Origin of the sequence: Pseudomonas sp. NPDC087336 (assembly GCF_044744285.1) — a bacterium.
Taxonomy (GTDB): domain Bacteria; phylum Pseudomonadota; class Gammaproteobacteria; order Pseudomonadales; family Pseudomonadaceae; genus Aquipseudomonas.
In genome coordinates, this window is sequence record NZ_JBIUYA010000032.1 from 1 (window position 1) to 24,273 (window position 24,273).

Consider the following 24,273-nt stretch of genomic DNA (forward strand, 5'->3'; position numbering starts at 1 on the left):
CAGAAGTGAAACGATGCATCGCCGATGGTAGTGTGGGGTTTCCCCATGTGAGAGTAGGTCATCGTCAAGATTAAATTCCAAAACCCCTATCTGCGTATGCAGGTAGGGGTTTTGTCTTTCTGGCTCCTTTTTCTGATGACGCGCTGTACCTGACGTACCGCGGCGTATGCTTCGCGGGCAAGCCACGCGCCTACCCTACAATGAAGCCAATCGCCTTCAATGTTAAAGTCGCCCCTCGATTTGCGCTTTCCAAGGAAGCCTTTATGCCGGACGCAACGTCCCTCAGTGCTGGTTTTATGGTGGTTCACGGCAATCGCCTGGACGAGTTACGTAGCCTGGTGGTGAGCTGGATGCGGCGCTACCCGCTGGCTCCCCTGGAAAATGAAATCGCCCTGGTGCAGAGCAACGGCATCGCGCAATGGCTGAAGCTGGCACTGGCCGAAGACGCTGAAGATGACGACATGGGGGGCTGCGGAATCGCCGCCGCCATCGACGTGCAGCTCCCCGGCAGTTTCATGTGGCAGCTCTATCGGATGGTCTTGGGCCGCGACGAAATTCCCGCCAAATCGCTGCTGGATAAAGCCCCCTTGACCTGGCGCCTGATGCGTCTGCTGCCGCAGTTGATCAATCAGCCACACTTCGAACCGCTGCAGCGTTTTCTCACCCATGACCCCGATTTGCGCAAACGCTATCAACTGGCTGAGCGACTGGCGGATCTGTTCGACCAATACCAGGTGTACCGCGCCGACTGGCTCGAAGACTGGGCGCAAGGTCGTCACCAGCTACGTAACGGCAGGGGCGAAGCCAAGCCGCTGACCGCGGCCAATGCCTGGCAGGCAGAGTTGTGGCGCGCACTGTTGCTGGATGTCGGTGAAGAAGGGATGGCGCAAAGCCGGGCCGGCGTGCATCAGCGGTTTATCGAACGCATCAATAGCCTCGACGTCGCTCCGAGCGGATTACCGTCACGGGTCATCGTGTTCGGCATTTCCTCGCTGCCTGCTCAAGCCCTCGAGGCCCTGGCCGGGCTGGCTCGATTCAGCCAGGTTCTGCTGTGCGTGCACAACCCCTGCCGTCACCATTGGGCAGACATCGTCGCCGACAAAGACCTGTTGCGCCATCAATACAAACGTCAGGCGCGCAAGAGCGGCATGCCCGGTGTTCTCGACCCGCAAACCCTGCATCAACACGCCCATCCGTTACTGGCCGCATGGGGCAAGCAGGGGCGGGACTACATCAACCTGCTCGACAGCTACGACGATCCCAACAGTTATCGCTCGGCGTTTCGTGACGGGCGCATCGACCTGTTCAGTGACAGCCAGCCGTTGCACATGCTCAACCAGTTGCAGGACGATATCCTTGAGTTGCGCCCACTGGGCGAAACCCGCGACCACTGGCCGGCCGTGGATCTGCGCAAAGACTCATCGATCCGTTTCCATATTGCCCACAGCGCCCAGCGCGAAGTGGAGATCCTGCACGATCAGTTGCTCGCGCGCTTCAGTGCCGATCCGCTATTGCGGCCCCGGGATGTGATTGTCATGGTCCCGGACATTGATGCCTACGCCCCGCACATTCGCGCGGTGTTCGGTCAGCTGGAGCGCCATGATCCGCGCTTCGTACCCTTCACCCTCGCAGACCAGGGGCAGCGCGGCCGTGATCCACTGCTGATCGCGGTGGAGCATCTGCTCAAGCTGCCAGACAGCCGTTTCCCGGTCAGCGAGATTCTCGACCTGCTGGACGTCCCCGCGCTCCGGGAGCGCTTTGGCGTAGAGGAACGCGACCTGCCAACCCTGCACCGCTGGATCGAAGGGGCGGGCATCCGCTGGGGGATGAATGCCGAGCAGCGTGCAGGCCTGGGCCTGCCTGAGGCTCTGGAGCAAAACAGTTGGCGTTTTGGCTTGCGGCGGATGTTGCTCGGGTACGCTGTTGGCAGTTCGGGTGCCTGTGGCGGCATCGAACCCTACGACGAAATCGGTGGGCTGGATGCGGCGCTCATAGGCCCGCTGGTGGCGCTGCTGGATGCACTGGAAATTGCCCACCACGAACTCTCTCGACCGGCATCGCCCCAGCAATGGAGCCTGCGCTTGCAGGCGTTGGTGGCGCTGTTCTTCCGGGCCAGTAACGAGCACGACGAGTATTTGCTGACACAGCTGGAAACGTTGCGCGAAACCTGGCTGGAGAACTGTGAGTCAGTCGGCTTGCACGACGAACTGCCGCTGACGGTGGTCCGTGAAGCCTGGCTGGCCGGGCTCGATCAGGGACGGTTGTCCCAGCGTTTTCTGGCCGGAGCGGTCAACTTCTGTACCCTGATGCCCATGCGCGCGATCCCGTTCAAGCTGGTGTGCCTGCTGGGGATGAACGATGGCGACTACCCGCGGGCACAGCCGCCACTGGACTTCGACCTCATGGGCAGCGACTACCGGCCCGGCGATCGCTCGCGACGTGAGGATGACCGCTATTTGCTGTTGGAGGCCTTGTTGTCGGCACGTGATCAACTCTATGTGAGCTGGGTCGGTCGCAGCATCCGCGATAATAGCGAGCGCCCGGCATCGGTGTTGATCGGCCAGCTCCGTGACCACTTGGCCTGCGGTTGGCGATCGGCCGATGCCGAGCAAGACTTGCTTGAGGCCATGACCCAGGAGCACCCGCTGCAACCCTTCAGTGCCCGTTACTTCCACCAGGGCGATGCCCTGTTCAGCTATGCCAGTGAATGGCAGGTGCTCCATCAAGCCAGCGGGCAAACGCCTGGCCACACGATGCTCGATGCCCACGTCCAGGAGGAGCCGCTGAGTCTTGGGCAGTTGCAGGATTTCCTGCGCAACCCGGTGCGACATTTCTTCAGCCAGCGATTGAAGGTGTTCTTTGAAGCGGCCGAAGCGCCTTTGGCCGATGAAGAACCCTTTGTGCTCGATGCCTTGCAACGCTATGGCCTGAGTGACAGTCTGCTCGGCGCGGCACTGGCAGACCTGGATAACAGCGACCGGGTACTGGAGGCGCACGCCAGTCGCCTGCAAAACAGTGGGCTGCTGCCAATGGCGGGATTTGGCGAATGCCTGCAACGCGAGCTGATCGAACCCTTGCCGGACCTGCTTGCACGTTATCAACAGCTCCTGGCCTTGTGGCCAACGCCCCTGGCCAGTGCCCTGCCAGTCAATCTGCAAGTGGATGACCTGCGTATCGAGGGCTGGCTAAGCGGCCTGCATCAACGTGCTGACGGTGGCTTGTTGGCGGTCACGACGATCCCCAACAGCATCGGTTCGATCAAGACCCGCAAATGGCATCGGCTGACACGGCCGTGGGTCAACCATCTGGTGGCGTGCGCCAGCGGAATGCCGATGACCACTGCCTTGGTGGCCAGTGACGACAGCCTGCTGCTCGACCCGATTGCACAGGACAGTGCCTTGCGCACCTTGGGCGATCTGTTGCTGGCCTGGCAATCAGGCATGCGCCAACCGCTGCCCATTGCGGTCAAGACCGCCTTTGCATGGCTTGGGCAAACCGATCCGGTCAAGGGCCAGGCCGCTGCTCGCAAGGCCTATGAGGGGGACGGTTTGACCACTGACGGCGAGCGTCGAGAAAGCGTGGCGCTCGCGCGGCAATTCGCCGATTACGACGCCCTGGTCGCAGACGAGACGTTCGCCGATTGGTGTGACGCGCTGTATCGACCGCTGCTTGAGGCCCCTTGGCGATCAGTGGCCAGTGAGGAAACCCGCCCATGACCACCCAGACACCTTTGGCCCTGGCGTTCCCGCTGCGTGGCAGTCAACTGATCGAGGCCAGCGCCGGGACCGGCAAGACCTTCACCATTTCCGCACTCTACCTGCGCCTGGTCCTGGGCCATGGCGCAGACTCCAATGGTTTCAGACGTGAACTGCTGCCACCACAGATCCTCGTGGTGACCTTTACCGATGCCGCCACCAAAGAGCTGCGCGAACGTATCCGTACGCGCCTGGCAGAAGCCGCGCGCTTTTTCCGCGACGAAACGCCGGCCCCCGACGGGCTGATCAATCAGTTGCGTGAACAGTACGCGCCCGAGCAGTGGCCCGGCTGCGCCAATCGCCTGGACATCGCCGCGCAATGGATGGATGAGGCGGCGGTGTCGACTATCCACAGTTGGTGTCAGCGCATGTTGCGCGAGCACGCCTTCGACAGCGGCAGCCTGTTTACCCAGACCCTGGAAACCGACCACAGCGATCTGCTGGGTGAAGTCCTGCGCGACTACTGGCGGCTGTTCTGTTATCCGATGCAGGGCGATGCGTTGAACTGGGTGCGCGGTAATTGGGGCGGGCCGGCGGCCTTGTTGCCGCGAATCCGTGGGCTGTTCAACAGCGAGCGGGACACCCTCGCCGGTAAAGAACCGGCTCAGTTGATCACGGAATGTCTGCAGGCGCGGCGAGCCGCCTTGCTTGAACTCAAGATGCCCTGGCGCCAGTGGGCCGACGAGTTATTGGCCCTGTGTCACGAAGGTGTCGCCAGCAAGAGCGTCGACGGGCGCAAGATGCAGGCGCGGTATTTCGAGCCCTGGTTCGAGAAAATCAAAACCTGGGCCGAAGACGAGTCCCTTGAACAACTGGACATCGGTACCGGCTTCACGCGCCTGACCCCCGACGGCATGGCCGAAGCCTGGAAGAAGGGCCCTGCGCCGGATCATCCGGGCCTGGACGCGATGCCCGCACTCAAGGCCTGTCTCGATGGCTTGCCGACGCCCGATGCCGCCGTGCTGCAACACGCTGCCCATTGGGTGGGGGCGCGTTTCGAAGAGGAAAAGCGCCGTCGTGCGGAAATGGGCTTCGACGACATGTTGCTGCGCCTGGATGCGGCGCTGCAAAGCGATGGCGGCGAGCGCCTGGCGAGCTTGATCCGCGAACAGTTCCCGGTGGCATTGATCGACGAATTCCAGGACACCGACCCGGTGCAGTACCGGATCTTCGAGAGCATCTACCGCATTGAAGAAAACAGCCCCGACAGCGGGCTGTTCCTGATCGGCGACCCGAAGCAGGCGATCTACGCCTTCCGCGGCGCCGACATCTATACCTACCTGCGCGCCCGTCAGGCAACCACTGGCCGCCTGCATACCCTGGGCACCAACTTCCGTTCGAGCCATGGCATGGTCAGCGCCGTGAACCATGTATTCGACTATGCCGAGTCTCGCGAGGCCGGGCGTGGGGCCTTTCTGTTCCGGGAAAAAAATGGCGACAACCCGGTGCCGTTCCTGCCCGTCGAGTCCCAGGGACGCAAAGAGGTCCTGCGCATCAATCATCAGGCAGTACCGGCGTTGAACATCTGGCACCTGTCGGCCGAGCAGCCGATGTCCGGCGCGGTCTATCGCCAGCAACTGGCGGCCGCCTGTGCCAGTGAAATCACCGCCTTGCTCAACGGCGGGCAACAAGGCCTTGCGGGGTTCGTGCGTGACGACCAGGCACTCAAAGGCCTGATGCCCTCGGACATTGCCATCCTCGTGCGCGACGGCAAGGAAGCCCAGGCGGTGCGTACCGAGCTCTCGGCCCGAGGCGTGCGCAGCGTTTACCTGTCGGACAAGGACTCGGTGTTCGCCGCACAGGAAGCCCACGACGTGCTGACCTGGCTCAAGGCCTGCGCCGAGCCGGACGTCGAGCGGCCACTACGCGCCGCATTGGCCAGCATCACGCTGAATCTGTCGCTGACCGAACTGGAGCAGTTGAACCAGGACGAACTGGCCTGGGAAGCGCGGGTCATGCAGTTCCGCCGTTATCGCGAACTCTGGCGCAAGCAGGGTGTGTTGCCGATGCTGCGACGCTTGCTGCATGACTTCAAGCTACCCCAGGCATTGATGACGCGCAGCGATGGCGAGCGGGTGCTGACCAACCTGTTGCACCTGTCCGAGTTGCTGCAACAGGCGGCCGCCGAACTTGACGGCGAGCAGGCCTTGATCCGGCATTTGTCCGAGCACCTGGCCTTGTCGGGCCAGGCGGGTGAAGAGCAAATCCTGCGCCTGGAAAGCGATGAGCAACTGGTCAAGGTTGTGACCATCCACAAGTCCAAAGGGCTGGAGTACCCGTTGGTGTTCCTGCCGTTCATTTGTTCAGCCAAACCGGTGGATGGCAGCCGCTTGCCGTTGCATTACCACGACGCCGCGGGCAAGGCCCAGGTGAGCTTGAACCCCACGGCCGAACTGATTGCCCTGGCCGATGACGAGCGCCTGGCCGAAGACCTGCGCCTGCTGTATGTAGCCCTGACCCGGGCGCAACACGCCTGCTGGCTGGGCGTGGCGGATCTCAAGCGTGGTAACGGCAACAGTTCGGTGCTGCACCTGTCGGCACTAGGGTATCTGTTGGGCGGTGGTGCTTGCCTGAACGAGTCGGCGGGTTTGCAGGCCTGGTTGCGAGACCTGCAACAGGGCTGTCCGGCGATTGGCCTGGGCGCAATGCCTGAGGCCACTTCCGAGCATTACCATCCACCGCAGAACACCGCGGCGTTGCTGGCGCCGTTGACGGTGCAACGCAAGGCCAGTGAAAACTGGTGGATTGCCTCCTACAGCGCCTTGCGCATCGGCGACAGCCTGAGCATCGGCAGTGACCAGGCGCCCGAAAGCCCGCAGGCACAGAAACTCTTCGACGACGAACGTCTCGACCCGCATGCCCCCCGGGAGATGGTGGCCGGTGGTGCCGATATCCATCGATTCCCCCGTGGCCCGAACCCGGGCACCTTTCTCCATGGCTTGCTCGAATGGGCAGGCAACGAAGGTTTCGCCGTCACCCCACAAGCCGTGGAAGATGCGATCGCCCGTCGCTGCAATCGCCGTGGCTGGGAGGGCTGGATCAGCACGTTGAGTGAATGGTTGCAGCATCTGCTCAAGTCGCCATTGCCGCTGGGCAGCGGCCAGGCGCCGGTGATATTCGGGCAGTTGGCCCAGTATCGGGTCGAGATGGAGTTCTGGTTCGCCAGCCACAAGGTCGATGTGCTCAAGCTCGATGCCCTGGTGTGCCAATACACCCACAACGGCGTGCCGCGGGTGGCCGCCGAACCGGTGATGCTCAACGGCATGTTCAAGGGCTTCATCGACCTGACGTTCGAGCATGACGGCCGCTACTACGTCGCCGACTACAAATCCAACTGGCTCGGGGTCGACGACGCGGCCTATACCGAACAGGCCATGGAGCAGTCGATCCTCGACAACCGCTACGACCTGCAATACGTGCTGTACCTGCTGGCCCTGCATCGCCAGCTCAAGGCCCGGCTGGCCGATTACGACTACGACCGGCATGTCGGAGGAGCGCTGTACCTGTTCCTGCGCGGTACCCGTGCGCCAAGCCAGGGCGTATTTTTCGCCCGCCCGCCCCGGGCGTTGATCGAGCAACTTGACCGCCTGTTCCAGGGCAAGCCGCAGCCCAGGGTTGAACCCGCCTGGGAACAGGGAGAACTGCTATGAACCGTACCTTCGCCGATGTGCTGTCGACGCCACTGAGCGCCGACAGCCTGGCGCAACTCACCCCATTGAGTCGCGCCGAAGACCTGTTGCTGCTGCTCACGCGCTGGGTTGAGCGCGGCTGGTTGCGAGCACTGGACAAGGCCTTCGTCGGTTTTCTCCACGAACTGGCCCCGGACGATGATCCGCTGGTGCTGCTGGCGGCGGCATTGACCAGTCACCAGCTGGGGCACGGGCATGTGTGCCTGGATCTGTTCGAGACCCTCAAGGAGCCGGACTTCGCCCTGTCGCTGCCACCGGAAGGTGACCTGCAAGGGGGCACGATGTTGCTGCCTTCGCAGTTGCTGGAAGCGCTGGATGGCGCCCATTGGTGCAAGGTGCTGGCAGCCAGCAGCCTGGTTGCGTTGGCTGCGGACGAGCGCGACAGCGTGCAACAGCGGCCCCTGGTGTTGGCCGGCAAACGCCTGTACCTGCGGCGCTACTGGGCCTACGAGCGACGTATCGACAATGCTTTGCGTGAGCGTTTGGCGGCGCAAGAAAGCACGCCGGATGATTTGTTGCAGCGCCTCACGGGGCTGTTCGGTCCGGCCAGGCCCGGTGAGGTCATCGACTGGCAGAAACTCGCCTGCGCCCTGGCGACGCGCAGTGCTTTCAGTATCGTCACTGGCGGTCCGGGAACCGGTAAGACCACCACCGTCGTGCGCTTGCTCGCTTTACTCCAGGCCCCGGCGGTAGAGGCGGGCAAGCCACTGCGCATTCGTCTTGCCGCGCCCACCGGCAAGGCCGCGGCGCGGCTGACTGAGTCCATCAGCGCACAAGTGCGCACGCTGAAAGTCACTGAAGCCATCCGCGATAAAATTCCCTCTGACGTCACCACCGTGCACCGCCTGCTCGGCAGCCGCCCGGGGACGCGGCATTTCCGTCACCACGCCGGCAATCACTTGCCGCTGGATGTACTGGTGGTGGATGAAGCGTCGATGATCGACCTGGAAATGATGGCCAACCTGCTCGACGCGCTGCCGGCCCATGCCCGCCTGGTACTGCTGGGTGACAAGGACCAGCTGGCGTCGGTGGAGGCCGGTGCCGTGCTGGGGGATCTGTGTCGCGACGCCGAAGCGGGTTGGTATAGCCCGCAGACCCGCCAGTGGCTGCAGGCCGTTAGTGGCGAAAGCCTGGACGCCAGCGGATTGGAGGAAGATTCCCAAGGCACCCATCCGCTGGCCCAGCAAGTGGTGATGTTGCGCCACTCGCGGCGATTCGGCGAAGGCAGCGGCATTGGCCAGTTGGCCCGTTGGGTGAACCAGCAACAGCCTGCGCAAGCCAGGAAATTGTTGGCGGCGCGAAGCCACGACGATGTGTTCTGCCTGTCCCTGCGCAATGAACAGGATCGCGCGCTGGAGCGCCTGTTGCTCGAAGGTCATGGTGAGGGGCCGCAAGGCTACCGCTACTACTTGAGCCTGCTGCGCAACCAGCGTCCAGCGCTCGATTGTCCTCTGGAAGACGTGCGCTGGACCGATTGGGCCCGGCAGGTCCTGCAGGCATTCGACACCTTCCAGTTGTTGTGCGCGGTGCGCAAAGGCCCTTGGGGCGTGGAAGGCTTGAACCAGCGGGTGACTGACGCCTTGCTGAAGGCACGGCTGATCGACAGTGACCAGCAGTGGTACGAAGGTCGGCCGGTGCTGATGACCCGCAATGATTACGGCCTGGGCTTGATGAATGGCGACATCGGTATTGCCCTCAAGCTCCCCGAGCGCGAGGGGCCCGAGGCCGGGAAACCGGTGCTGCGCGTAGCCTTCCCGAGGAACGACGGACAGGGCGGTGTGCGCTTTGTGTTGCCCAGCCGACTCAATGATGTCGAAACCGTGTACGCCATGACGGTGCACAAGTCCCAGGGCTCGGAATTCGCCCACACCGCGTTGATCCTTCCCGATACCCTGAACCCGGTGCTCACCAAGGAGCTGATCTACACCGGCATCACCCGGGCCAAGGACTGGTTCACATTGATCGAGCCTCGGGCAGGCGTCTTCGAAGAGGCGGTACGGCGCCGGGTCAAACGCTTGAGCGGGCTGATGCTGGAACTCAAGGAGGCGAGCGACTGACAGCGCTCGCAGTGCATCTGCCAAAAAGTGGACGATGCACTTCACGCCATGAAAGCAACGTCAAAAAACCAGTTATTCAGCCACTGGCTCGCGACAAAATTTTATCATGGCGTGAAGTGTAAAGCTCAAAAGGTGGCCTAGACTTCAGGCTTAAATGGTCTGGCTCCATGAGATGTTCACTGCTACGACTATTGGGTTTTCATATCCAAAGAGCGAATGCCAATATGAGTGATAGTTCCGTAGCAGGCTCTCGATTAAACGTACTTGATGGATGGCGCGGCATAAGTATCTTGCTGGTCCTGGCGTGTCACTTGCTACCACTTGGCCCAAAGATTTTGCAGTTGAATTCCGCTGCAGGCGTCATGGGTATGGCCATATTTTTTACACTGTCGGGTTTCCTGATAACAAGTTTCCTGCTCAAGAACGACAGCGTCATTGATTTTTTAATCCGCAGGTTCTTTCGGATTGTGCCTCTTGCCTGGTTATACATGGCAATTGTTCTACCTATCATGAGCAGCCCTCCGGATTACTACATCGCAAACTTTCTTTTCTTTGCCAACTGGCCGCCCATGTGGCTTGGCAATGTAAACGGCCATCTGTGGAGTTTGTGCATGGAGGTCCAGTTTTATGTGGCCATCGCGTTGCTGGTCGTTCTGATGAGGAAAAGGTGGATGGTGCTGATCCCTTTTCTCGCCCTCGCTGTCACGACCTACCGGGTCATGAACGATGCTCATGTCGTGATCAACACCTATTATCGCATTGATGAAATACTTTCTGGATGCTTACTTGCACTGATATACCACAAAGGATTGGGCCGCAACCTTGTTAAGCTTCCGCAGCAAATATGGGTTGTGCAAATAATTTTATTCGTCCTGTTTGTCGTGTCCAGTCATCCCGACGGAAGCTTCATGAACTACTTGCGCCCCTATATTGCCGCAGCCATGGTGGGGAGCACGTTAGTCAATGGCCAGGCACGTGTTGTTGCCCAGCTTCTGAACAATCGCGTTCTGTTTTATATCGCCACCATTTCCTATGCGCTCTACGTTGTTCATCCACTGCTGGCACATACATGGCTGGGTAGTGGAGATACCGTCGTTAAATATCTGAAGCGTCCGTTGTTGTTCGCCGCGATTTTCATCACCGCGCATATCTCCACTTTCTATTATGAAAAATGGTGGATTGCTTTTGGCAAGACATTGTCCAGGAAAGTGGCTGGCCGCCAACCGGTTACAACCTGAACGTTTTTGAAGGTCCTCAGTCGGCAAACAGCATCTGCCGACTGTCACCCATCAACAGGTCCTGGTTCTGCTCGGTCACCGCGCGGATGTAATCCCACAACAGGGTGATCCGCTTGAGCTTCCTCAAATCCTCCCGGCAGTACATCCAGAACTGCCGGGTGATATTGATTTCCTGCGGCAACACCGGCAACAAGCGTGGGTCCTGGGCGGCAAGGAAGCACGGCAGGATGGCCAGCGATCGCCCTTGCTGCGCAGCCACGAACTGCGCGATCACGCTGGTACTGCGCAAATTGGCGCTGGCCCCGGGGAGCACGTTGGCCAGGTACAGCAGCTCGGAGCTGAACGCCAGGTCGTCGACATAACTGATGAACGAATGTTTGCCCAGGTCGGCCGGGCGGCGGATCGCCGGGTGTTTGTCGAGGTATTGCTGGGTCGCATACAGCTGCAGGCGGTAGTCGGTCAGTTTGCAGCAGACATAGGGCCCGTGCTCCGGGCGTTCCAGGGCGATGACGATGTCGGCCTCGCGCTTGGACAGGCTGATGAAGTGCGGCAGCGGCAGGATGTCCACCGAGATCGCCGGGTAGGCGTCGACGAAGTGGCTCAGTTGCGGGGTAATGAAAAAGCTGCCGAAACCTTCAGTGCAGCCCATGCGCACATGGCCGGACAACGCCACGCCGGACCCCGATACCTGCTCGCAGGCCATGTGCAGCGTGCTTTCGATCGACTCGGCGTAGCCCATCAGGCGCTGGCCTTCGGCGGTCAGGACGAAGCCGCTGGTCCGGGATTTCTCGAACAGCAAGGTGCCCAGCGAAGCTTCCAGTGAACTGATGCGCCGCGACACGGTGGTGTAGTCGACGGCCAGGCGTTTGGCCGCGGTGCTGGCCTTGCGGGTACGGGAGACCTCAAGGAAAAACTTGAGGTCATCCCAGTTCAGGGAGCCTAGAGACGTGATGTTTTTTTGCATGATGGTCCGGCTTTTATGTGCGTTCTTATTAGAAGTTTGCACATCTATACTCCAAAAACAGCTCGATCACCAATTCGCGGCACACGTCTAATCGCAGGGTGACTTTTCGCCCTGGCTCCTGGAATAAAAACAAAGATTCGGAGACCCACATGAACGCTTCGCTTACGCCAAACGAGACCACTGTGCAAAAGGTCAAACTGTTGATCGATGGCCAGTGGGTCGAATCCCAGACCACTGAATGGCACGACATCATCAACCCGGCAACCCAGCAAGTGTTGGCCAAGGTGCCGTTTGCCACCGCTGAAGAAGTCGACGCTGCCATCAGCGCTGCCCATCGCGCATTCCAGACCTGGAAGCTGACGCCGATCGGCGCTCGCATGCGCATCATGCTCAAGCTCCAGGCGTTGATCCGTGAACACTCCAAGCGCATCGCGGCGGTCCTGAGCGCCGAGCAGGGCAAGACCATTGCCGACGCTGAAGGCGATATTTTCCGTGGCCTGGAAGTGGTCGAGCACGCATGCTCCATCGGCAGCCTGCAAATGGGCGAGTTCGCTGAAAACGTGGCGGGCGGCGTGGACACCTACACCCTGCGTCAGCCAATTGGCGTTTGCGCCGGGATCACACCGTTCAATTTCCCGGCGATGATTCCGCTGTGGATGTTTCCGATGGCCATCGCCTGCGGCAACACCTTCGTGCTCAAGCCGTCCGAACAGGATCCGATGTCGACCATGCTGCTGGTGGAGCTGGCCATCGAGGCCGGCGTTCCGGCCGGCGTGCTCAACGTGGTGCACGGCGGCAAGGATGTGGTGGATGCGCTCTGCACCCACAAAGACATCAAGGCCGTTTCCTTCGTCGGCTCGACGGCGGTCGGCACCCACGTCTATGACCTGGCCGGCAAGCACGGTAAACGCGTGCAATCGATGATGGGCGCGAAGAACCACGCCGTGGTGCTGCCCGATGCCAATCGCGAACAGGCGCTGAATGCGCTGGTGGGCGCCGGTTTCGGCGCGGCCGGTCAACGCTGCATGGCCACGTCTGTGGTGGTGCTGGTCGGCGCGGCCAAGCAATGGCTGCCAGACTTGAAAGCGCTGGCGCAGAAACTCAAGGTGAATGCCGGCAGCGAGCCGGGCACCGATGTCGGTCCGGTCATCTCGAAAAAGGCCAAGGCGCGAATTCTCGACCTGATCGAGAGCGGCATCAAGGAAGGCGCGAAACTGGAGCTCGATGGTCGCGAAATCACGGTTCCCGGTTACGAGAAGGGCAACTTCGTCGGCCCGACCCTGTTCTCCGGTGTGACCACTGACATGCAGATCTACACCCAGGAAATCTTCGGTCCGGTGCTGGTCGTGCTGGAAGTGAATACGCTCGACGAGGCCATTGCCCTGGTCAACGCCAACCCGTTCGGTAACGGCACGGGCCTGTTCACCCAGTCCGGTGCGGCGGCGCGCAAGTTCCAGAACGAAATCGACGTTGGCCAGGTCGGCATCAACATCCCGATTCCGGTGCCGGTCCCGTTCTTCAGCTTCACCGGTTCCCGTGGTTCCAAGCTCGGCGACCTCGGCCCGTATGGCAAGCAAGTGGTGCAGTTCTACACTCAGACCAAGACCGTCACCAGCCGCTGGTTCGATGACGACAGCGTCAACGACGGTGTGAACACCACCATCAACCTGCGTTAAGGAGCCGGACATGAACATCGCTTTTATCGGTCTGGGCAACATGGGCGCGCCGATGGCGCGCAACCTGATCAAGGCCGGCCATTCACTGCGCCTGGTCGACCTGAACAAGACCGTGCTGGCGGAGCTTGAGCAACTGGGCGGCAGCATCAGCGCTTCGGCCCGTGAGGCGGCGCAAGGTGCGGAAATGGTCATCACCATGCTGCCCGCTGCCGTGCATGTACGTAGCGTCTGGCTGGGTGAAGACGGTGTGCTCGCCGGAATCGGCAAGGGTGTGCCAGCCGTGGATTGCAGCACCATCGATCCGCAGACCGCCCGTGACGTGGCCGCCGCCGCTGCCAAACAGGGCGTGGCCATGGCCGATGCGCCGGTCTCCGGTGGTACCGGTGGCGCCGCGGCGGGGACCTTGACGTTCATGGTCGGTGCAACCCCGGAACTCTTCGCGACCCTGCAACCGGTGCTGGCGCAGATGGGCCGCAACATCGTCCATTGCGGCGAAGTCGGTACCGGACAGATCGCCAAGATCTGCAACAACCTTTTGCTGGGCATTTCCATGGTCGGTGTCAGCGAAGCCATGGCGCTGGGTGATGCGCTGGGCATCGACACCAAGGTGCTGGCCGGCATCATCAACAGCTCCACCGGACGTTGCTGGAGTTCGGAGATGTACAACCCGTGGCCGGGCATCGTCGAAACGGCACCGGCTTCGCGCGGCTATACCGGTGGCTTCGGCGCCGAGCTGATGCTCAAGGATCTGGGGCTGGCCACGGAAGCGGCACGTCAGGCGCACCAGCCGGTGGTGCTCGGCGCGGTGGCACAACAGTTGTATCAGGCGATGAGCCTGCGTGGGGAAGGCGGCAGTGACTTCTCGGCGATTATCAACGGTTATCGCAAGCCGCAATAAAACGATTCAATACATTGACCGGGAAATCACGTCGGGTGATTTCCCGGTTTTTTTGCATCAGGCAAACACGAAATACTTGCGCACGGTTTCCACCACTTCCCAGGTGCCTTTCATCCCCGGCTCAATGACGAAAATGTCACCGGCGCGCAGGTGGATCGGCTCTTTTCCTTCAGGGGTGATGATGCAGTAGCCCTCGCGGAAGTCGCAGTATTCCCACTTCACGTATTCCACGTACCACTTGCCCGGCGTGCAGATCCAGGTGCCCATGATCTTGCTGCCATCTTCGCTGGTGTAGGCGTTGAGGTTGACGGTGTGCGGGTCGCCTTCGAGTTTTTCCCATTTGCAGGCGTCGAGTACGGGCAGCGGATGGGTGTCGCGAAGAACGGTAATCGGTGCGGTCATGATGACTCCGGCGTTTGGGGGAGAGCTGAAGACGCACCCTATAGGGCCTGCCCCGGGATCAGTTGTCTGTGTTCGACATCGAGGTATCCAGAAACGCAGCGGCCATCACCCGCTCGAGGCCTGCCATCGGCTGCGGGGCCATTGAAATTTCCACTCGATAAACCGCCGATATCTGGCAGTTTGTGCGAAAGCCCCAGGCTTTTTCGAACGTATTTGCAAGAACATGCACAGGTATCGCTCGTATCATTCACCTCGGAAAAGGCCGAGAGCTGTGCAATGAAAAAAACAATGTCTTGGTGGGACATCAGCCCGCCCTTGAGTACCGCAACACCGACCTGGCCGGGGGACACGCCGTTTCAGGAAGAACGCGTCTGGACGCTGGGGCCCGAATGCCCGGTGAATGTCGGACGCATCACGCTGTCGCCGCACACCGGCGCCCATGTCGACGCGCCGCTGCACTACAGCAAGGACGGCGCGGCCATTGGCGATGTGTCGCTCGATGTTTATATCGGGCCTTGCCGGGTGCTGCATTGCCTGGACAGCGATGCACTGGTGCAGCCTGAGCAACTGCAAGGTCGTTTGACCAACCTGCCCGAACGCGTGCTGCTGCGCACCTATCAACAGGCGCCGCTGACCACCTGGGACCCCGAATTCACGGCGGTCGCCAAAGACACCGTCGACCTGCTCGCCAGTCTCGGCGTGCGTCTGATCGGTATCGACACGCCGTCGCTGGACCCGCAGCAATCCAAGACCATGGATGCGCACAACGCCGTGGCGCACCACGGCATGGCCATTCTCGAAGGCATCGTGCTCGATGACGTCCCGGAAGGGGATTACGAGTTGATCGCGCTGCCGCTGCGCTTTGCCAATCTCGACGCCAGCCCGGTCAGGGCTATCTTGCGTCCACTGAATTCACCGCTGCATGAGGAGCCTGTTCAATGAGCCAATGTCCGTATTCGCCTGCCAATCAGACAGAGGAATGGCATAACGCCGAGCTGAATTTTTCCGACTCCATGAGCTATGGCGACTACCTGGACCTGGGGCGCATCCTCAGTGCCCAGCACCCACTGTCGCCAGACCATAACGAGATGCTGTTCATCATCCAGCACCAAACCTCCGAGCTGTGGATGAAGCTGATGCTGCACGAACTCAAGGCCGCCCGCGAACACGTTCGGCTGGGTGAATTGCCGCCGGCCTTCAAGATGCTGGCGAGGGTCTCGCGGATCTTCGATCAGCTGGTGCATGCGTGGACGGTGCTGGCCACCATGACGCCCACCGAGTACCACTCGATCAGGCCGTTCCTGGGACAGTCGTCGGGCTTCCAGTCGTTTCAATACCGTGAAATCGAGTTCATTCTGGGCAACAAAAGCGCGACGCTGTTGCGCCCCCACGCCCATCGGCCGGAGCTGTTGCAGGAGCTGGAAAAAGCCATTGCCACCCCTTCGCTGTATGACGAAGCCATTCGCTTGATGGCCAACGCCGGACTGGCGATCGACCCTCAGCGTTTCGAGCGTGACCCGTCCGGCCCGACGCAGCATGACGCCTCGGTCGAAGCGGCCTGGCGTGTGGTTTACAAAGATCCGTCGCGTTACTGGGACCTCTACCAGCTGGCCGAGAAATTCATCGATCTCGAAGACTCGTTCCGCCAGTGGCGCTTCCGCCATGTCACCACGGTTGAGCGGATCATCGGCTTTCAACCGGGCACTGGCGGCACTGAAGGGGTGGGTTATCTGCGCAAGATGCTCGATACCGTACTGTTCCCGGAGTTGTGGCGGGTGCGTTCGACCCTTTGATCTGACAAGCATTAAAAAGCCCCGGCATTCGATGAATGCCGGGGCTTTTTGTTGGTGAGCAGGATTATTGCGCGACGGGCAAGCCGCGATCGCGCGCCACACGCATCCGGTAGAACAGGTAGATGATCGTCACCCACACCGGGATGGCGATGACCGAGGCGCGTATGCCCGGAATCATCCACATCACGCAGATGATCATGGCCATGAACGCCAGGCACAGGTAGTTGCTGAAAGGAAACCAGAACGACTTGAAGCCCGGCACGATGCCTTGCTGGCCCATGATCTTGCGAAACTTCAGGTGGGTCAGGCTGATCAGCGTCCAGTTGATCATCAACGAGGCGACCACCAGGGCGAACAGCAACTCCAGCGCTTCATGGGGCGCCAGGTAGTTGACCAGCACGGACAGCATCGTGATCAGCGCCGAGATACCCAGCGCCCGCAGTGGCACGCCCTGTTTGTTCAGTTTCATCAGCGATTTCGGTGCGTCGCCCTGTTCGGCCAGGCCGTAGAGCATCCGGCTGTTGCAGTAGACGCCGCTGTTGTAGACCGAGAGCGCCGCGGTGAGCACCACGAAGTTGAGGATGTGCGCGGCGGTGTCGCTGCCGATCAGCGAGAAGATCTGTACGAACGGGCTGCCGCTGTAGGCATCGCCGGATGCGCCGAGGGTCTGCAGCAGTTGATCCCAGGGGTACAGCGACAGCAACACGGTGAGTGCGCCGACATAGAAGATCAACACGCGATACACCACCTGGTTGATCGCCTTGGGAATCACCTTCCTCGGTTCGCTGGCTTCAGCGGCCGTGATGCCGACCAGTTCCAGGCCGCCGAAGGAGAACATGATGAAGGCCATCGACATCAGCAAACCGGTGGTGCCGTTGGGGAAGAAACCGCCGTGGCTCCACAGGTTACTGACCGACGCCTGCGGGCCGCCAGTGCCGCTGAACAGCATGTAGCAGCCCAGGACGATCATGCCGATGATGGCCACGACCTTGATGATCGCGAACCAGAACTCCATCTCGCCGAAGACTTTGACGTTCATCGTGTTGATCAGGTTGACCAGCACGAAGAACACCGCGGCGCTGACCCAGGTCGGGATCTCCGGCCACCAGAACTGCACGTACTTGCCGACGGCCGTCAGCTCGGCCATGCCCACCAGCACGTACAAGACCCAGTAATTCCAGCCGGACAGGAAGCCGGCATAACCGCTCCAGTACTTGTGGGCGAAGTGACTGAAGGAACCTGCCACCGGCTCCTCGACAATCATCTCGCCCAACTGGCGCATGATCAGGAAGGCGATGAACCCGGCAATCGCATAACCGAGGATCATCGACGGTCCGGCCGACTTGAGCACGCCTGCAGAGCCCAGGAACAGCCCGGTGCCAATCGCCCCGCCCAGGGCGATCAGTTGAATATGTCGATTCTTCAACCCCCGCTTGAGCGTTCCCTGTTGCAAGATTTCATCCGCCATCTCGTTCCCTTCTGGTTATTGTTGTCAGGCCTGATTTGAAAGATCAGATATTACTCTCGGTGAACTTTTCGTAATACAGGTGAACGCTTTCCAGTGCCTGGGTCTGCAGCCAGTCCTTGATCGACTCGACCATCGGCGGCGGACCGCAGACGTACATGTCGACCGGCGCGTCGCGCAGCTCACTGATGTCGAAATGCTCGGCAATGTAGCCGCGCTTTCCCGTCCACTGTGGCGCTGGATCGCTGACCACTTCGGTGTAGCGAAACCCCGGAAGGCGTTCGGCGTAGGCCTCGATCCGTGCGCGTTCGCACAGGTCGGCAGCATCGCGCACGCCGTAGTACAGATGCACCGGCTGCGCGCAACCGCGTTCGGCGAGGTCGTCGAGCATGCCCAGCAGGGCGGACAGCCCGGTGCCGCCCGCCACCAGGATCAGCGGCTTGGCCACATGCCGCAGATAGAAGGCACCCAGCGGTGCCTCCAGAATGATTTCGTCGCCCACCTGGCAGCGTTCACGGATGTAGTTGCTCATCACCCCGTCGGGCAAGAGGCGAATCAAAAATTGCAGTTGATTGTGTTCACTCGGCCGATTGGCAAACGAGTAGGAGCGCTTGCTCTCGGTTCCCGGAATCGACAACCGGGCGTACTGCCCTGGCAGAAAATCCAGTGGGGTTGTCGTGCCGAGATCCAGGTGCAGGATTGCGGTGCTGGCTGAAACTTGCCTGACGTCCGTCACCGTTGCGCTCAGTTGTTCCGGACCCGAGGCGTTGCAAAGGCTGGAGGCGAAGTCGAAATAAAACGCCGCATCGGACTTTACCCGAGTTTGGCAGGTGAGCATTTTGCGCTGCTGCAGGTCCAGGCTCGAGAGCGCTTCCTCGTCCACGTAATCCTGGCTGTAGTCGCCCGATTCACAGCGACCCTGACAGGTGCCGCAGACGCCTTCGCGGCAATCCAGGGGAATGTTGATGCCGTTGCGCAGGGCGGCGTCGAGCAGGATTTCGTTGGGTTGCACGGGAAAGAACAGGGTTTTGCCGTCGGCAAAGCTGAACGCTACTTTGTGATTCATGCCTCGGTCTCCAGGGGCTCAGAGGTGGTAGAAGTCGAGTACCGAGTTGATGGTGTCGTTGAGCAGCAGCACATGCTTGCGGCTGATCAGCCAGCTGTCGGCGTGGGGCTTGAGCCGGTAGGTCGCGCGGCCGTAGAACTGCTCGGAGGTGGCCAGGCGATAGAACAGCGTGTGCCAGTTCAGGCGCACTTCCAGCTCACCGTTTTCCAGTTCGCCGATCCGTACATTGTTGATCAGGTGCAGGGTGCGCGGCATCGGCGTCGAGGACGCAGACTTGCCCGTGCGCAGGCGGAACACGCGATCTTCCAGGCCCGAGCGATTGGGGTAGTAGATCAGCGACATTTCGCGTTTGGGGTCGCGGGTGTAGACGTGTTCCGAGTCCCATTGCGGCAGGTGGAATTCACTCTGCTCGTCGAACAGCTTGATGTAGGCATCCCAGTCCTGGGCGTCGCACAGTTCGGATTTGCGGTAGAAAAACTGTTCGATCTGGTACTGCAATTGCGCATTCATCATTGCACCTCACGGAGTTTCAGGGATTTCGCGTCCAGGCCATCGAGCAGGAACTTCTGCCAGTTGCTGTGCTGGTTGACGTAGAGCCCTTCGTGGGTGAATTCGGTGCCGGTCATGGCCGGGGCGATGCCGATCGACTCGCTGTTGGGCGTGGCGCCGGTGGCCCATTGATGACTGCCACGGGAGATATCGCTCCAGCGCTCCAGGCGCGCCTGAAAACCGCGCTGGGCTTCGCGGAATTCCACCAGGTCGTCCGGTGTGCCCAGTCCCGACACGTTGAAGAAATCCTCGAACTGGCGAATGCGGTTTTCGCGGTCGGCGTCCGATTCGTTTTTCACCCCCAGGCACTGGCTGATGATCTCGGTCTTGTTCCAGGCCACCGGGCGGATGATGCGCAGTTGCGAGCTGATCTGGTCGAGGAAGAACAGGCTTGGGTAGATGTTCAGGTTACGCAGGCGATGCATCATCCATTCAGCCTTTTCCTGGCCGTGTTCTTCGACCAGGCGCGGCATGATGGTGGCGTAGCCCGAGCGTACCGTCGGGTTCGGCATGTCACTGAACAAGACGCTGTGACCGTTGTTGAACGCGAACCATCCGTCATCGGTATTGGCATCGCCCGCACCGAGCTTGCTGTAGTCCAGGGTGCTGGCGCTGCTGGTGCCGTTCTCGCTGTTGACCTGCTGGCGATGCTGCACCGTGGCCACGTAGTTATAGTGGACGGTGCTGACGTGATAGCCGTCGAGGCCGTTTTCGTTCTGCAGTTTCCAGTTGCCGTCGTAGGTGTAGGCCGACTTGCCGGGCAGCACTTCCAGCTCACCGGTGGGTGACTGGGCGACCATCATGTCGAAGAACACCTTGGCGTCGCCGAGGAAGTCTTCAAGGCTGTTATCGGCGTGGACGTCGAGGCTGATGAAGACGAAACCCTTGTAGCTCTCGATGCGCGCCTTTTTCAAGCCACGGGTGGCCTTGTCGAAGCCTTCCGGATACTCGCCCGGCGCCTTGACCTTCACCAGGCGCCCGTCGCTCTTGTAGCACCAGGCATGGAACGGGCAGGTGAAGGTCGACTGGTTGCCCTTGCCGACGCGGGTCAGGGTCGTGCCGCGATGCTGGCAGGCGTTGATCAACGCGTTGAGCTGGCCGTCGCCATCGCGGGTAATGATCATCGGCTGGCGGCCGGCGCGCATCGTGATGAAGTCGTGCTTATTGGCCAGCTCGCTTTCATGGCAGGCGTAGATCCAGTTTTTCTCGAAGATCAGTTCCATCTCCAGATCGAACAACTGCGGCTCGGTGAAAATGTCCCGGGCGATGCGGAACACGCCTTCTGCCGGACGGAAGTCCAGGCAGCCCTGGATAAACGCTTTCCACTGCTCGACGTTTTTTTCGCCACTCATGGGTGTGCACCTGTTTTTTATTGGGGCTAATCGGTGTGCCCATTAGAGGGAGTGGGGCGGGTGGGGGTCTATCCGGTTTGTGGGCGAAGGCAGTCCGTAAAATTTGGGGGGTAACACCCAGGTGGTATCAAGCTGGGCAGCGATTACCCAGACCGCGCACCAAGCGATGAACGGCTGCACCTGTCTGCAGCAATCAGGTACTGTTTTGCGCAACGTCGAGTGCCTGTTGGGACACGTTCACCGGCTACGTTATCCACATAGTCGAGAATTGCTATCCACTCAGTTGGCGCTGGCGTTTTGTGGCCTGGAACTTGCGTTTTCCACGCCTGAGACGCGCCGTCAGAGCGCGCTGAAAAATAGCCTGTGGGTGCACCGTGATGAACAGCAAAACCGATCCGCAGAGTCGCGACATTCGTGTCGACAGCGACGACCTCGAGGCCGCAAGAAGCTGGATGTCCGGCATCTGCGGGCCGCATCGACTCGTGACCACGACGCCCGAGCGAATCCGCTTCCATCACAGCGCCAACATGTTCAAATCGATGGCCACGACGCTGGGCACTATCGAATACGGCACAGATGTGACCATCGATATCGAGGATCCCGAGCGTTTCAGCAGCTACAGCCTGAGCCTGCCCCTGGTGGGCGAACAGGAGTTGAGCAAGAACGGCAACGTGGTGAAATCCGACCGCGATCAGGGGGTGATCATTTCCCCCAATGAAAACCAGCTGCTGGCGATTTCCGGCGACTGCCGCAAAGTCCAGGTGGTGATTACCCGCGTCGCCATGAGCGAGTCCCTGGAAGGCCTGCTGCAGCGGCCGCTGGATGCACCGCTGCGCTTCGAACCGATGATGGATGCGGTCGATGGCGCGTCGGCTTCGTGGTGGCGGATGGCGCGCTATTTCATCGCTGAGCTGGAACACGGCAGCGACCTCTACGAGCAAGTGGCTTTCACCCGGGACATTGAAAGTTCGCTGATCAAAGGCTTGATCCTCGCCCAGCCGAACAACTATTCAGAAGAGCTGCGCGAGGTGCTGGGCGTGAAGTTGCCGCACTACCTGATCCGTGCGCGGCAATACATTCATGACAATGCTCGCGAGGCTTTGCATCTGGAGGACATCGAAGCGGCTGCCGGGGTTTCACGCTTCAAGCTGTTTGAGGCGTTCAAGAAGTACTTCGCATTGTCGCCGATGGTCTACCTGAAGAAGTACCGCCTGAACGGCGTGCGTCAGGAGCTTCTTGAGCACGGCTCGGCACGCAATATTTCCGCGATCGCCATGGGCTGGGGCTTCACCCACCTGGGGCGTTTTTCCGCCGAATACCGCAAGCTGTTCGACGAATCCCCGAGCATGACCTTGCAGCGCAATGAAGCCCGGCGCCTGCGCGGCTTCTGAGCGATCCGTTCCTTACTTGCGCACCACCAGGTCCAACAACGATTCACGCTCCTTGATCTTCTGCAGGACGATTTCCGAGCGGATATCAGTCACCCCCGCCGTGCGGTTCAAGTGGTTGACGATGAAGTCGGAGAAATGTTTGAGATTGCGCGCCTGGACCCGCAGCACATAGTTGCTCGCTCCCGTAATCACGTACGCAGTCACCACTTCCGGCCACGACTGGACCTTCTTGATGAAGGTCTCGTGCCAGTCCTCGACGTCCTGTCGCAATGACACATGCACGATGGCTTCCAGTTCGATTCCCAGCCGTTCCGCATTCAGCACGGCGCGATAGCCGCTGATGATTCCCTCGCTTTCCAACAGGCGCAACCTTCGTAGACAGGCCGACGGCGACAGGGCGACTTTCTCTGCCAGTTCCTGATTGCTAATGCGGCCATCCTGTTGCAGTTGATGGAGGATTCGCAGGTCTGTCGAGTCGAGATTCATGGCTGGCGTAAATCCGCGTTTATGGGTGTTGGATTCGAATTTTATGCGAAATAACTACCTCGTAGCCGCTTAGTTTGCACGAAAATTCTCCAAGGCATCGTTCATTATTTCTCCACGAAAAAAGGGGCCGACAACGCCTGCATAAACGCTACGACCTTCAAAGAACAGGACACCCGATGACAACAAGAAACGATTGCCTGGAGCGTGATGCCCAGGACACTCTCGCGCCGCTACGCCAGCAATTTGCGCTACCCGACGGTGTGATTTATCTCGATGGCAATTCGCTGGGCGCACGACCGGTCGCGGCATTGGCGCGTGCTCAGGAGGTGATTGCCCAAGAGTGGGGAAATGGCCTGATCCGCAGCTGGAACAGTGCCGGTTGGCGCGATCTGTCCGAGCGCCTGGGTAACCGCCTGGCCGGGCTGATCGGCGCCCGTGACGGTGAAGTGGTGGTGACCGACACCACCTCGATCAACCTGTTCAAGGTGCTCAGCGCCGCGCTACGGGTGCAGGCCACAAGGTCGCCGACACGACGGGTGATTGTCACCGAAAGCAGTAACTTCCCTACCGACCTGTATATCGCTGAAGGCCTGGCCGAGATGCTGCAACAGGGTTACACCCTGCGCCTGGTCGACAGCCCTGAAGAGCTGCCGCAAGCCATTGACCAGGACACGGCGGTGGTGATGCTGACCCACGTCAACTACAAGACCGGCTACATGCACGACATGCAAGCGCTGACCACGCTGACCCACGAGTGTGGGGCGCTGGCCATCTGGGACCTGGCGCATTCCGCCGGCGCGGTGCCGGTCGACCTGCATCGGGCGGGCGCCGACTACGCCATCGGCTGCACCTACAAATACCTCAATGGTGGTCCGGGTTCGCAGGCGTTCGTCTGGGTCTCGCCGCAGTTGTGCGATCTGGTGCCGCAGCCGCTGTCGGGTTGGTTTGGCCATTCGCGGCAGTTCGCCATGGAATCGCGCTACGAGCCGAGCAGCGGCATTGCTCGCTATCTGTGCGGCACCCAGCCAATCACTTCGTTGGCGATGGTCGAGTGCGGGCTGGACGTTTTCGCCCAGACCGACATGGCCAGCTTGCGCCGCAAATCCCTGGCCCTGACGGACTTGTTCATCGAACTGGTCGAACAGCGTTGTGCGGCTCACGAACTGAAGTTGATCACGCCACGAGAGCACGCCAAGCGTGGCAGCCACGTCAGCTTCGAACACCCGCAAGGTTATGCGGTGATCCAGGCCCTGATCGAGCGAGGCGTGATCGGCGACTACCGCGAGCCGCGGATCATGCGTTTCGGTTTCACTCCGTTGTACACGACCTTCACCGAGGTCTGGGATGCGGTGCAGATCCTTGGCGAGATTCTCGATCAGAAAACCTGGGCGCAAGCGCAATTCCAGGTTCGCCACAGCGTCACCTGATACCTGTGTTGTCCAGGTCTTGCTGCCAGGTTTCCTGGCGGCAGGGCTTCGCCTGCGATCGATCA

Annotated in this window: 17 protein-coding genes; 10 read left to right on the top strand and 7 right to left on the bottom strand. The window is 60.6% G+C overall.

The window, feature by feature from the left end:
• Nucleotides 1–263 precede the first annotated feature (263 nt).
• The 4 genes from recC (at nt 264) to ACIO0C_RS25455 (ending at nt 10,739) form a co-directional block, all read left to right on the top strand.
• Nucleotides 264–3,716 carry an exodeoxyribonuclease V subunit gamma gene (gene recC, locus ACIO0C_RS25440; RefSeq protein WP_401316199.1) on the top strand — a complete coding sequence of 1,151 codons (3,453 nt, stop codon included), beginning with the start codon at nt 264–266 and terminating at the stop codon, nt 3,714–3,716.
• The gene (recB, locus tag ACIO0C_RS25445) at nt 3,713–7,405 is read left to right on the top strand and encodes an exodeoxyribonuclease V subunit beta (RefSeq protein WP_401316202.1); all 3,693 of its coding nucleotides are present in this window, start codon (nt 3,713–3,715) and stop codon (nt 7,403–7,405) included. The genes recC and recB overlap by 4 nt, the downstream gene beginning before the upstream one ends.
• Complete coding sequence (gene recD / locus ACIO0C_RS25450; protein WP_401316205.1) at nt 7,402–9,501, top strand: exodeoxyribonuclease V subunit alpha; 2,100 nt, start codon at nt 7,402–7,404, stop codon at nt 9,499–9,501. The genes recB and recD overlap by 4 nt, the downstream gene beginning before the upstream one ends.
• A gap of 224 nt (nt 9,502–9,725) precedes the next feature.
• On the top strand, nt 9,726–10,739 hold the full coding sequence (locus ACIO0C_RS25455) for an acyltransferase family protein (protein WP_401316209.1): 1,014 nt from the start codon (nt 9,726–9,728) through the stop codon (nt 10,737–10,739).
• 16 nt (nt 10,740–10,755) lie between these two features.
• On the opposite strand, the gene ACIO0C_RS25460 is transcribed toward ACIO0C_RS25455, so the two are convergent.
• Nucleotides 10,756–11,703 carry a LysR family transcriptional regulator gene (locus ACIO0C_RS25460; RefSeq protein ID WP_401316211.1) on the bottom strand — a complete coding sequence of 316 codons (948 nt, stop codon included), beginning with the start codon at nt 11,701–11,703 and terminating at the stop codon, nt 10,756–10,758.
• Between the two features lie 149 nt (nt 11,704–11,852).
• Between ACIO0C_RS25460 and ACIO0C_RS25465 the strand changes: the two genes are divergently transcribed.
• Nucleotides 11,853–13,379: a CoA-acylating methylmalonate-semialdehyde dehydrogenase gene (locus ACIO0C_RS25465; RefSeq protein ID WP_008063832.1), complete on the top strand. Its 1,527-nt coding sequence runs from the start codon at nt 11,853–11,855 to the stop codon at nt 13,377–13,379.
• Nucleotides 13,380–13,389: 10 nt separating this feature from the next.
• Nucleotides 13,390–14,277 carry a 3-hydroxyisobutyrate dehydrogenase gene (gene mmsB / locus ACIO0C_RS25470; protein ID WP_401316214.1) on the top strand — a complete coding sequence of 296 codons (888 nt, stop codon included), beginning with the start codon at nt 13,390–13,392 and terminating at the stop codon, nt 14,275–14,277.
• Nucleotides 14,278–14,334: 57 nt separating this feature from the next.
• On the opposite strand, the gene ACIO0C_RS25475 is transcribed toward mmsB, so the two are convergent.
• The gene (locus ACIO0C_RS25475; protein WP_007946320.1) at nt 14,335–14,679 is read right to left on the bottom strand and encodes a cupin domain-containing protein; all 345 of its coding nucleotides are present in this window, start codon (nt 14,677–14,679) and stop codon (nt 14,335–14,337) included.
• Between the two features lie 276 nt (nt 14,680–14,955).
• Here ACIO0C_RS25475 and kynB point away from each other — a divergent pair, with 276 nt between their 5' ends.
• Entirely contained in the window at nt 14,956–15,621 is a 666-nt protein-coding gene (gene kynB, locus ACIO0C_RS25480; RefSeq protein WP_401316216.1) for an arylformamidase, read from the top strand.
• Nucleotides 15,618–16,472: a tryptophan 2,3-dioxygenase gene (gene kynA / locus ACIO0C_RS25485; RefSeq protein WP_401316219.1), complete on the top strand. Its 855-nt coding sequence runs from the start codon at nt 15,618–15,620 to the stop codon at nt 16,470–16,472. The genes kynB and kynA overlap by 4 nt, the downstream gene beginning before the upstream one ends.
• A gap of 64 nt (nt 16,473–16,536) precedes the next feature.
• Here the strand turns inward: kynA and ACIO0C_RS25490 are convergent, their stop codons facing one another.
• The 4 genes from ACIO0C_RS25490 to antA are packed head-to-tail and all read right to left on the bottom strand — an operon-like array spanning nt 16,537 to nt 20,904.
• A complete protein-coding gene (locus tag ACIO0C_RS25490) occupies nt 16,537–17,940 on the bottom strand; it encodes an amino acid permease (RefSeq protein WP_401316221.1) in 1,404 nt (467 codons plus the stop codon).
• A 43-nt stretch (nt 17,941–17,983) separates the two neighbouring features.
• Nucleotides 17,984–19,003: an anthranilate 1,2-dioxygenase electron transfer component AntC gene (gene antC, locus ACIO0C_RS25495; protein ID WP_401316223.1), complete on the bottom strand. Its 1,020-nt coding sequence runs from the start codon at nt 19,001–19,003 to the stop codon at nt 17,984–17,986.
• Nucleotides 19,004–19,021: 18 nt separating this feature from the next.
• Complete coding sequence (gene antB, locus ACIO0C_RS25500) at nt 19,022–19,513, bottom strand: anthranilate 1,2-dioxygenase small subunit (protein WP_128606504.1); 492 nt, start codon at nt 19,511–19,513, stop codon at nt 19,022–19,024.
• The gene (gene antA, locus ACIO0C_RS25505; protein WP_401316227.1) at nt 19,513–20,904 is read right to left on the bottom strand and encodes an anthranilate 1,2-dioxygenase large subunit; all 1,392 of its coding nucleotides are present in this window, start codon (nt 20,902–20,904) and stop codon (nt 19,513–19,515) included. Before antA ends, antB begins: the two co-directional genes overlap by 1 nt.
• Nucleotides 20,905–21,281: 377 nt before the next feature.
• Here antA and ACIO0C_RS25510 point away from each other — a divergent pair, with 377 nt between their 5' ends.
• Complete coding sequence (locus tag ACIO0C_RS25510; RefSeq protein ID WP_401316229.1) at nt 21,282–22,295, top strand: helix-turn-helix domain-containing protein; 1,014 nt, start codon at nt 21,282–21,284, stop codon at nt 22,293–22,295.
• 12 nt (nt 22,296–22,307) lie between these two features.
• Here the strand turns inward: ACIO0C_RS25510 and ACIO0C_RS25515 are convergent, their stop codons facing one another.
• On the bottom strand, nt 22,308–22,781 hold the full coding sequence (locus ACIO0C_RS25515) for an Lrp/AsnC family transcriptional regulator (protein ID WP_020796471.1): 474 nt from the start codon (nt 22,779–22,781) through the stop codon (nt 22,308–22,310).
• A 176-nt stretch (nt 22,782–22,957) separates the two neighbouring features.
• Between ACIO0C_RS25515 and kynU the strand changes: the two genes are divergently transcribed.
• On the top strand, nt 22,958–24,208 hold the full coding sequence (gene kynU / locus ACIO0C_RS25520; RefSeq protein ID WP_401316231.1) for a kynureninase: 1,251 nt from the start codon (nt 22,958–22,960) through the stop codon (nt 24,206–24,208).
• Nucleotides 24,209–24,273 lie beyond the last annotated feature (65 nt).

Bases quoted from the DNA above. Each gene is read 5' to 3' on its own strand.
- mmsB (WP_401316214.1), top strand. From the start codon at position 13,390: ATGAACATCGCTTTTATCGGTCTGGGCAACATGGGCGCGCCGATGGCG.
- kynU (WP_401316231.1), top strand. From the start codon at position 22,958: ATGACAACAAGAAACGATTGCCTGGAGCGTGATGCCCAGGACACTCTC.
- recD (WP_401316205.1), top strand. From the start codon at position 7,402: ATGAACCGTACCTTCGCCGATGTGCTGTCGACGCCACTGAGCGCCGAC.
- recC (WP_401316199.1), top strand. From the start codon at position 264: ATGCCGGACGCAACGTCCCTCAGTGCTGGTTTTATGGTGGTTCACGGC.
- antA (WP_401316227.1), bottom strand. From the start codon at position 20,904: ATGAGTGGCGAAAAAAACGTCGAGCAGTGGAAAGCGTTTATCCAGGGC.
- ACIO0C_RS25515 (WP_020796471.1), bottom strand. From the start codon at position 22,781: ATGAATCTCGACTCGACAGACCTGCGAATCCTCCATCAACTGCAACAG.
- ACIO0C_RS25475 (WP_007946320.1), bottom strand. From the start codon at position 14,679: ATGACCGCACCGATTACCGTTCTTCGCGACACCCATCCGCTGCCCGTA.
- antC (WP_401316223.1), bottom strand. From the start codon at position 19,003: ATGAATCACAAAGTAGCGTTCAGCTTTGCCGACGGCAAAACCCTGTTC.
- antB (WP_128606504.1), bottom strand. From the start codon at position 19,513: ATGAATGCGCAATTGCAGTACCAGATCGAACAGTTTTTCTACCGCAAA.
- ACIO0C_RS25490 (WP_401316221.1), bottom strand. From the start codon at position 17,940: ATGGCGGATGAAATCTTGCAACAGGGAACGCTCAAGCGGGGGTTGAAG.
- recB (WP_401316202.1), top strand. From the start codon at position 3,713: ATGACCACCCAGACACCTTTGGCCCTGGCGTTCCCGCTGCGTGGCAGT.
- kynB (WP_401316216.1), top strand. From the start codon at position 14,956: ATGAAAAAAACAATGTCTTGGTGGGACATCAGCCCGCCCTTGAGTACC.
- ACIO0C_RS25510 (WP_401316229.1), top strand. From the start codon at position 21,282: ATGAACAGCAAAACCGATCCGCAGAGTCGCGACATTCGTGTCGACAGC.
- ACIO0C_RS25455 (WP_401316209.1), top strand. From the start codon at position 9,726: ATGAGTGATAGTTCCGTAGCAGGCTCTCGATTAAACGTACTTGATGGA.
- ACIO0C_RS25460 (WP_401316211.1), bottom strand. From the start codon at position 11,703: ATGCAAAAAAACATCACGTCTCTAGGCTCCCTGAACTGGGATGACCTC.
- ACIO0C_RS25465 (WP_008063832.1), top strand. From the start codon at position 11,853: ATGAACGCTTCGCTTACGCCAAACGAGACCACTGTGCAAAAGGTCAAA.
- kynA (WP_401316219.1), top strand. From the start codon at position 15,618: ATGAGCCAATGTCCGTATTCGCCTGCCAATCAGACAGAGGAATGGCAT.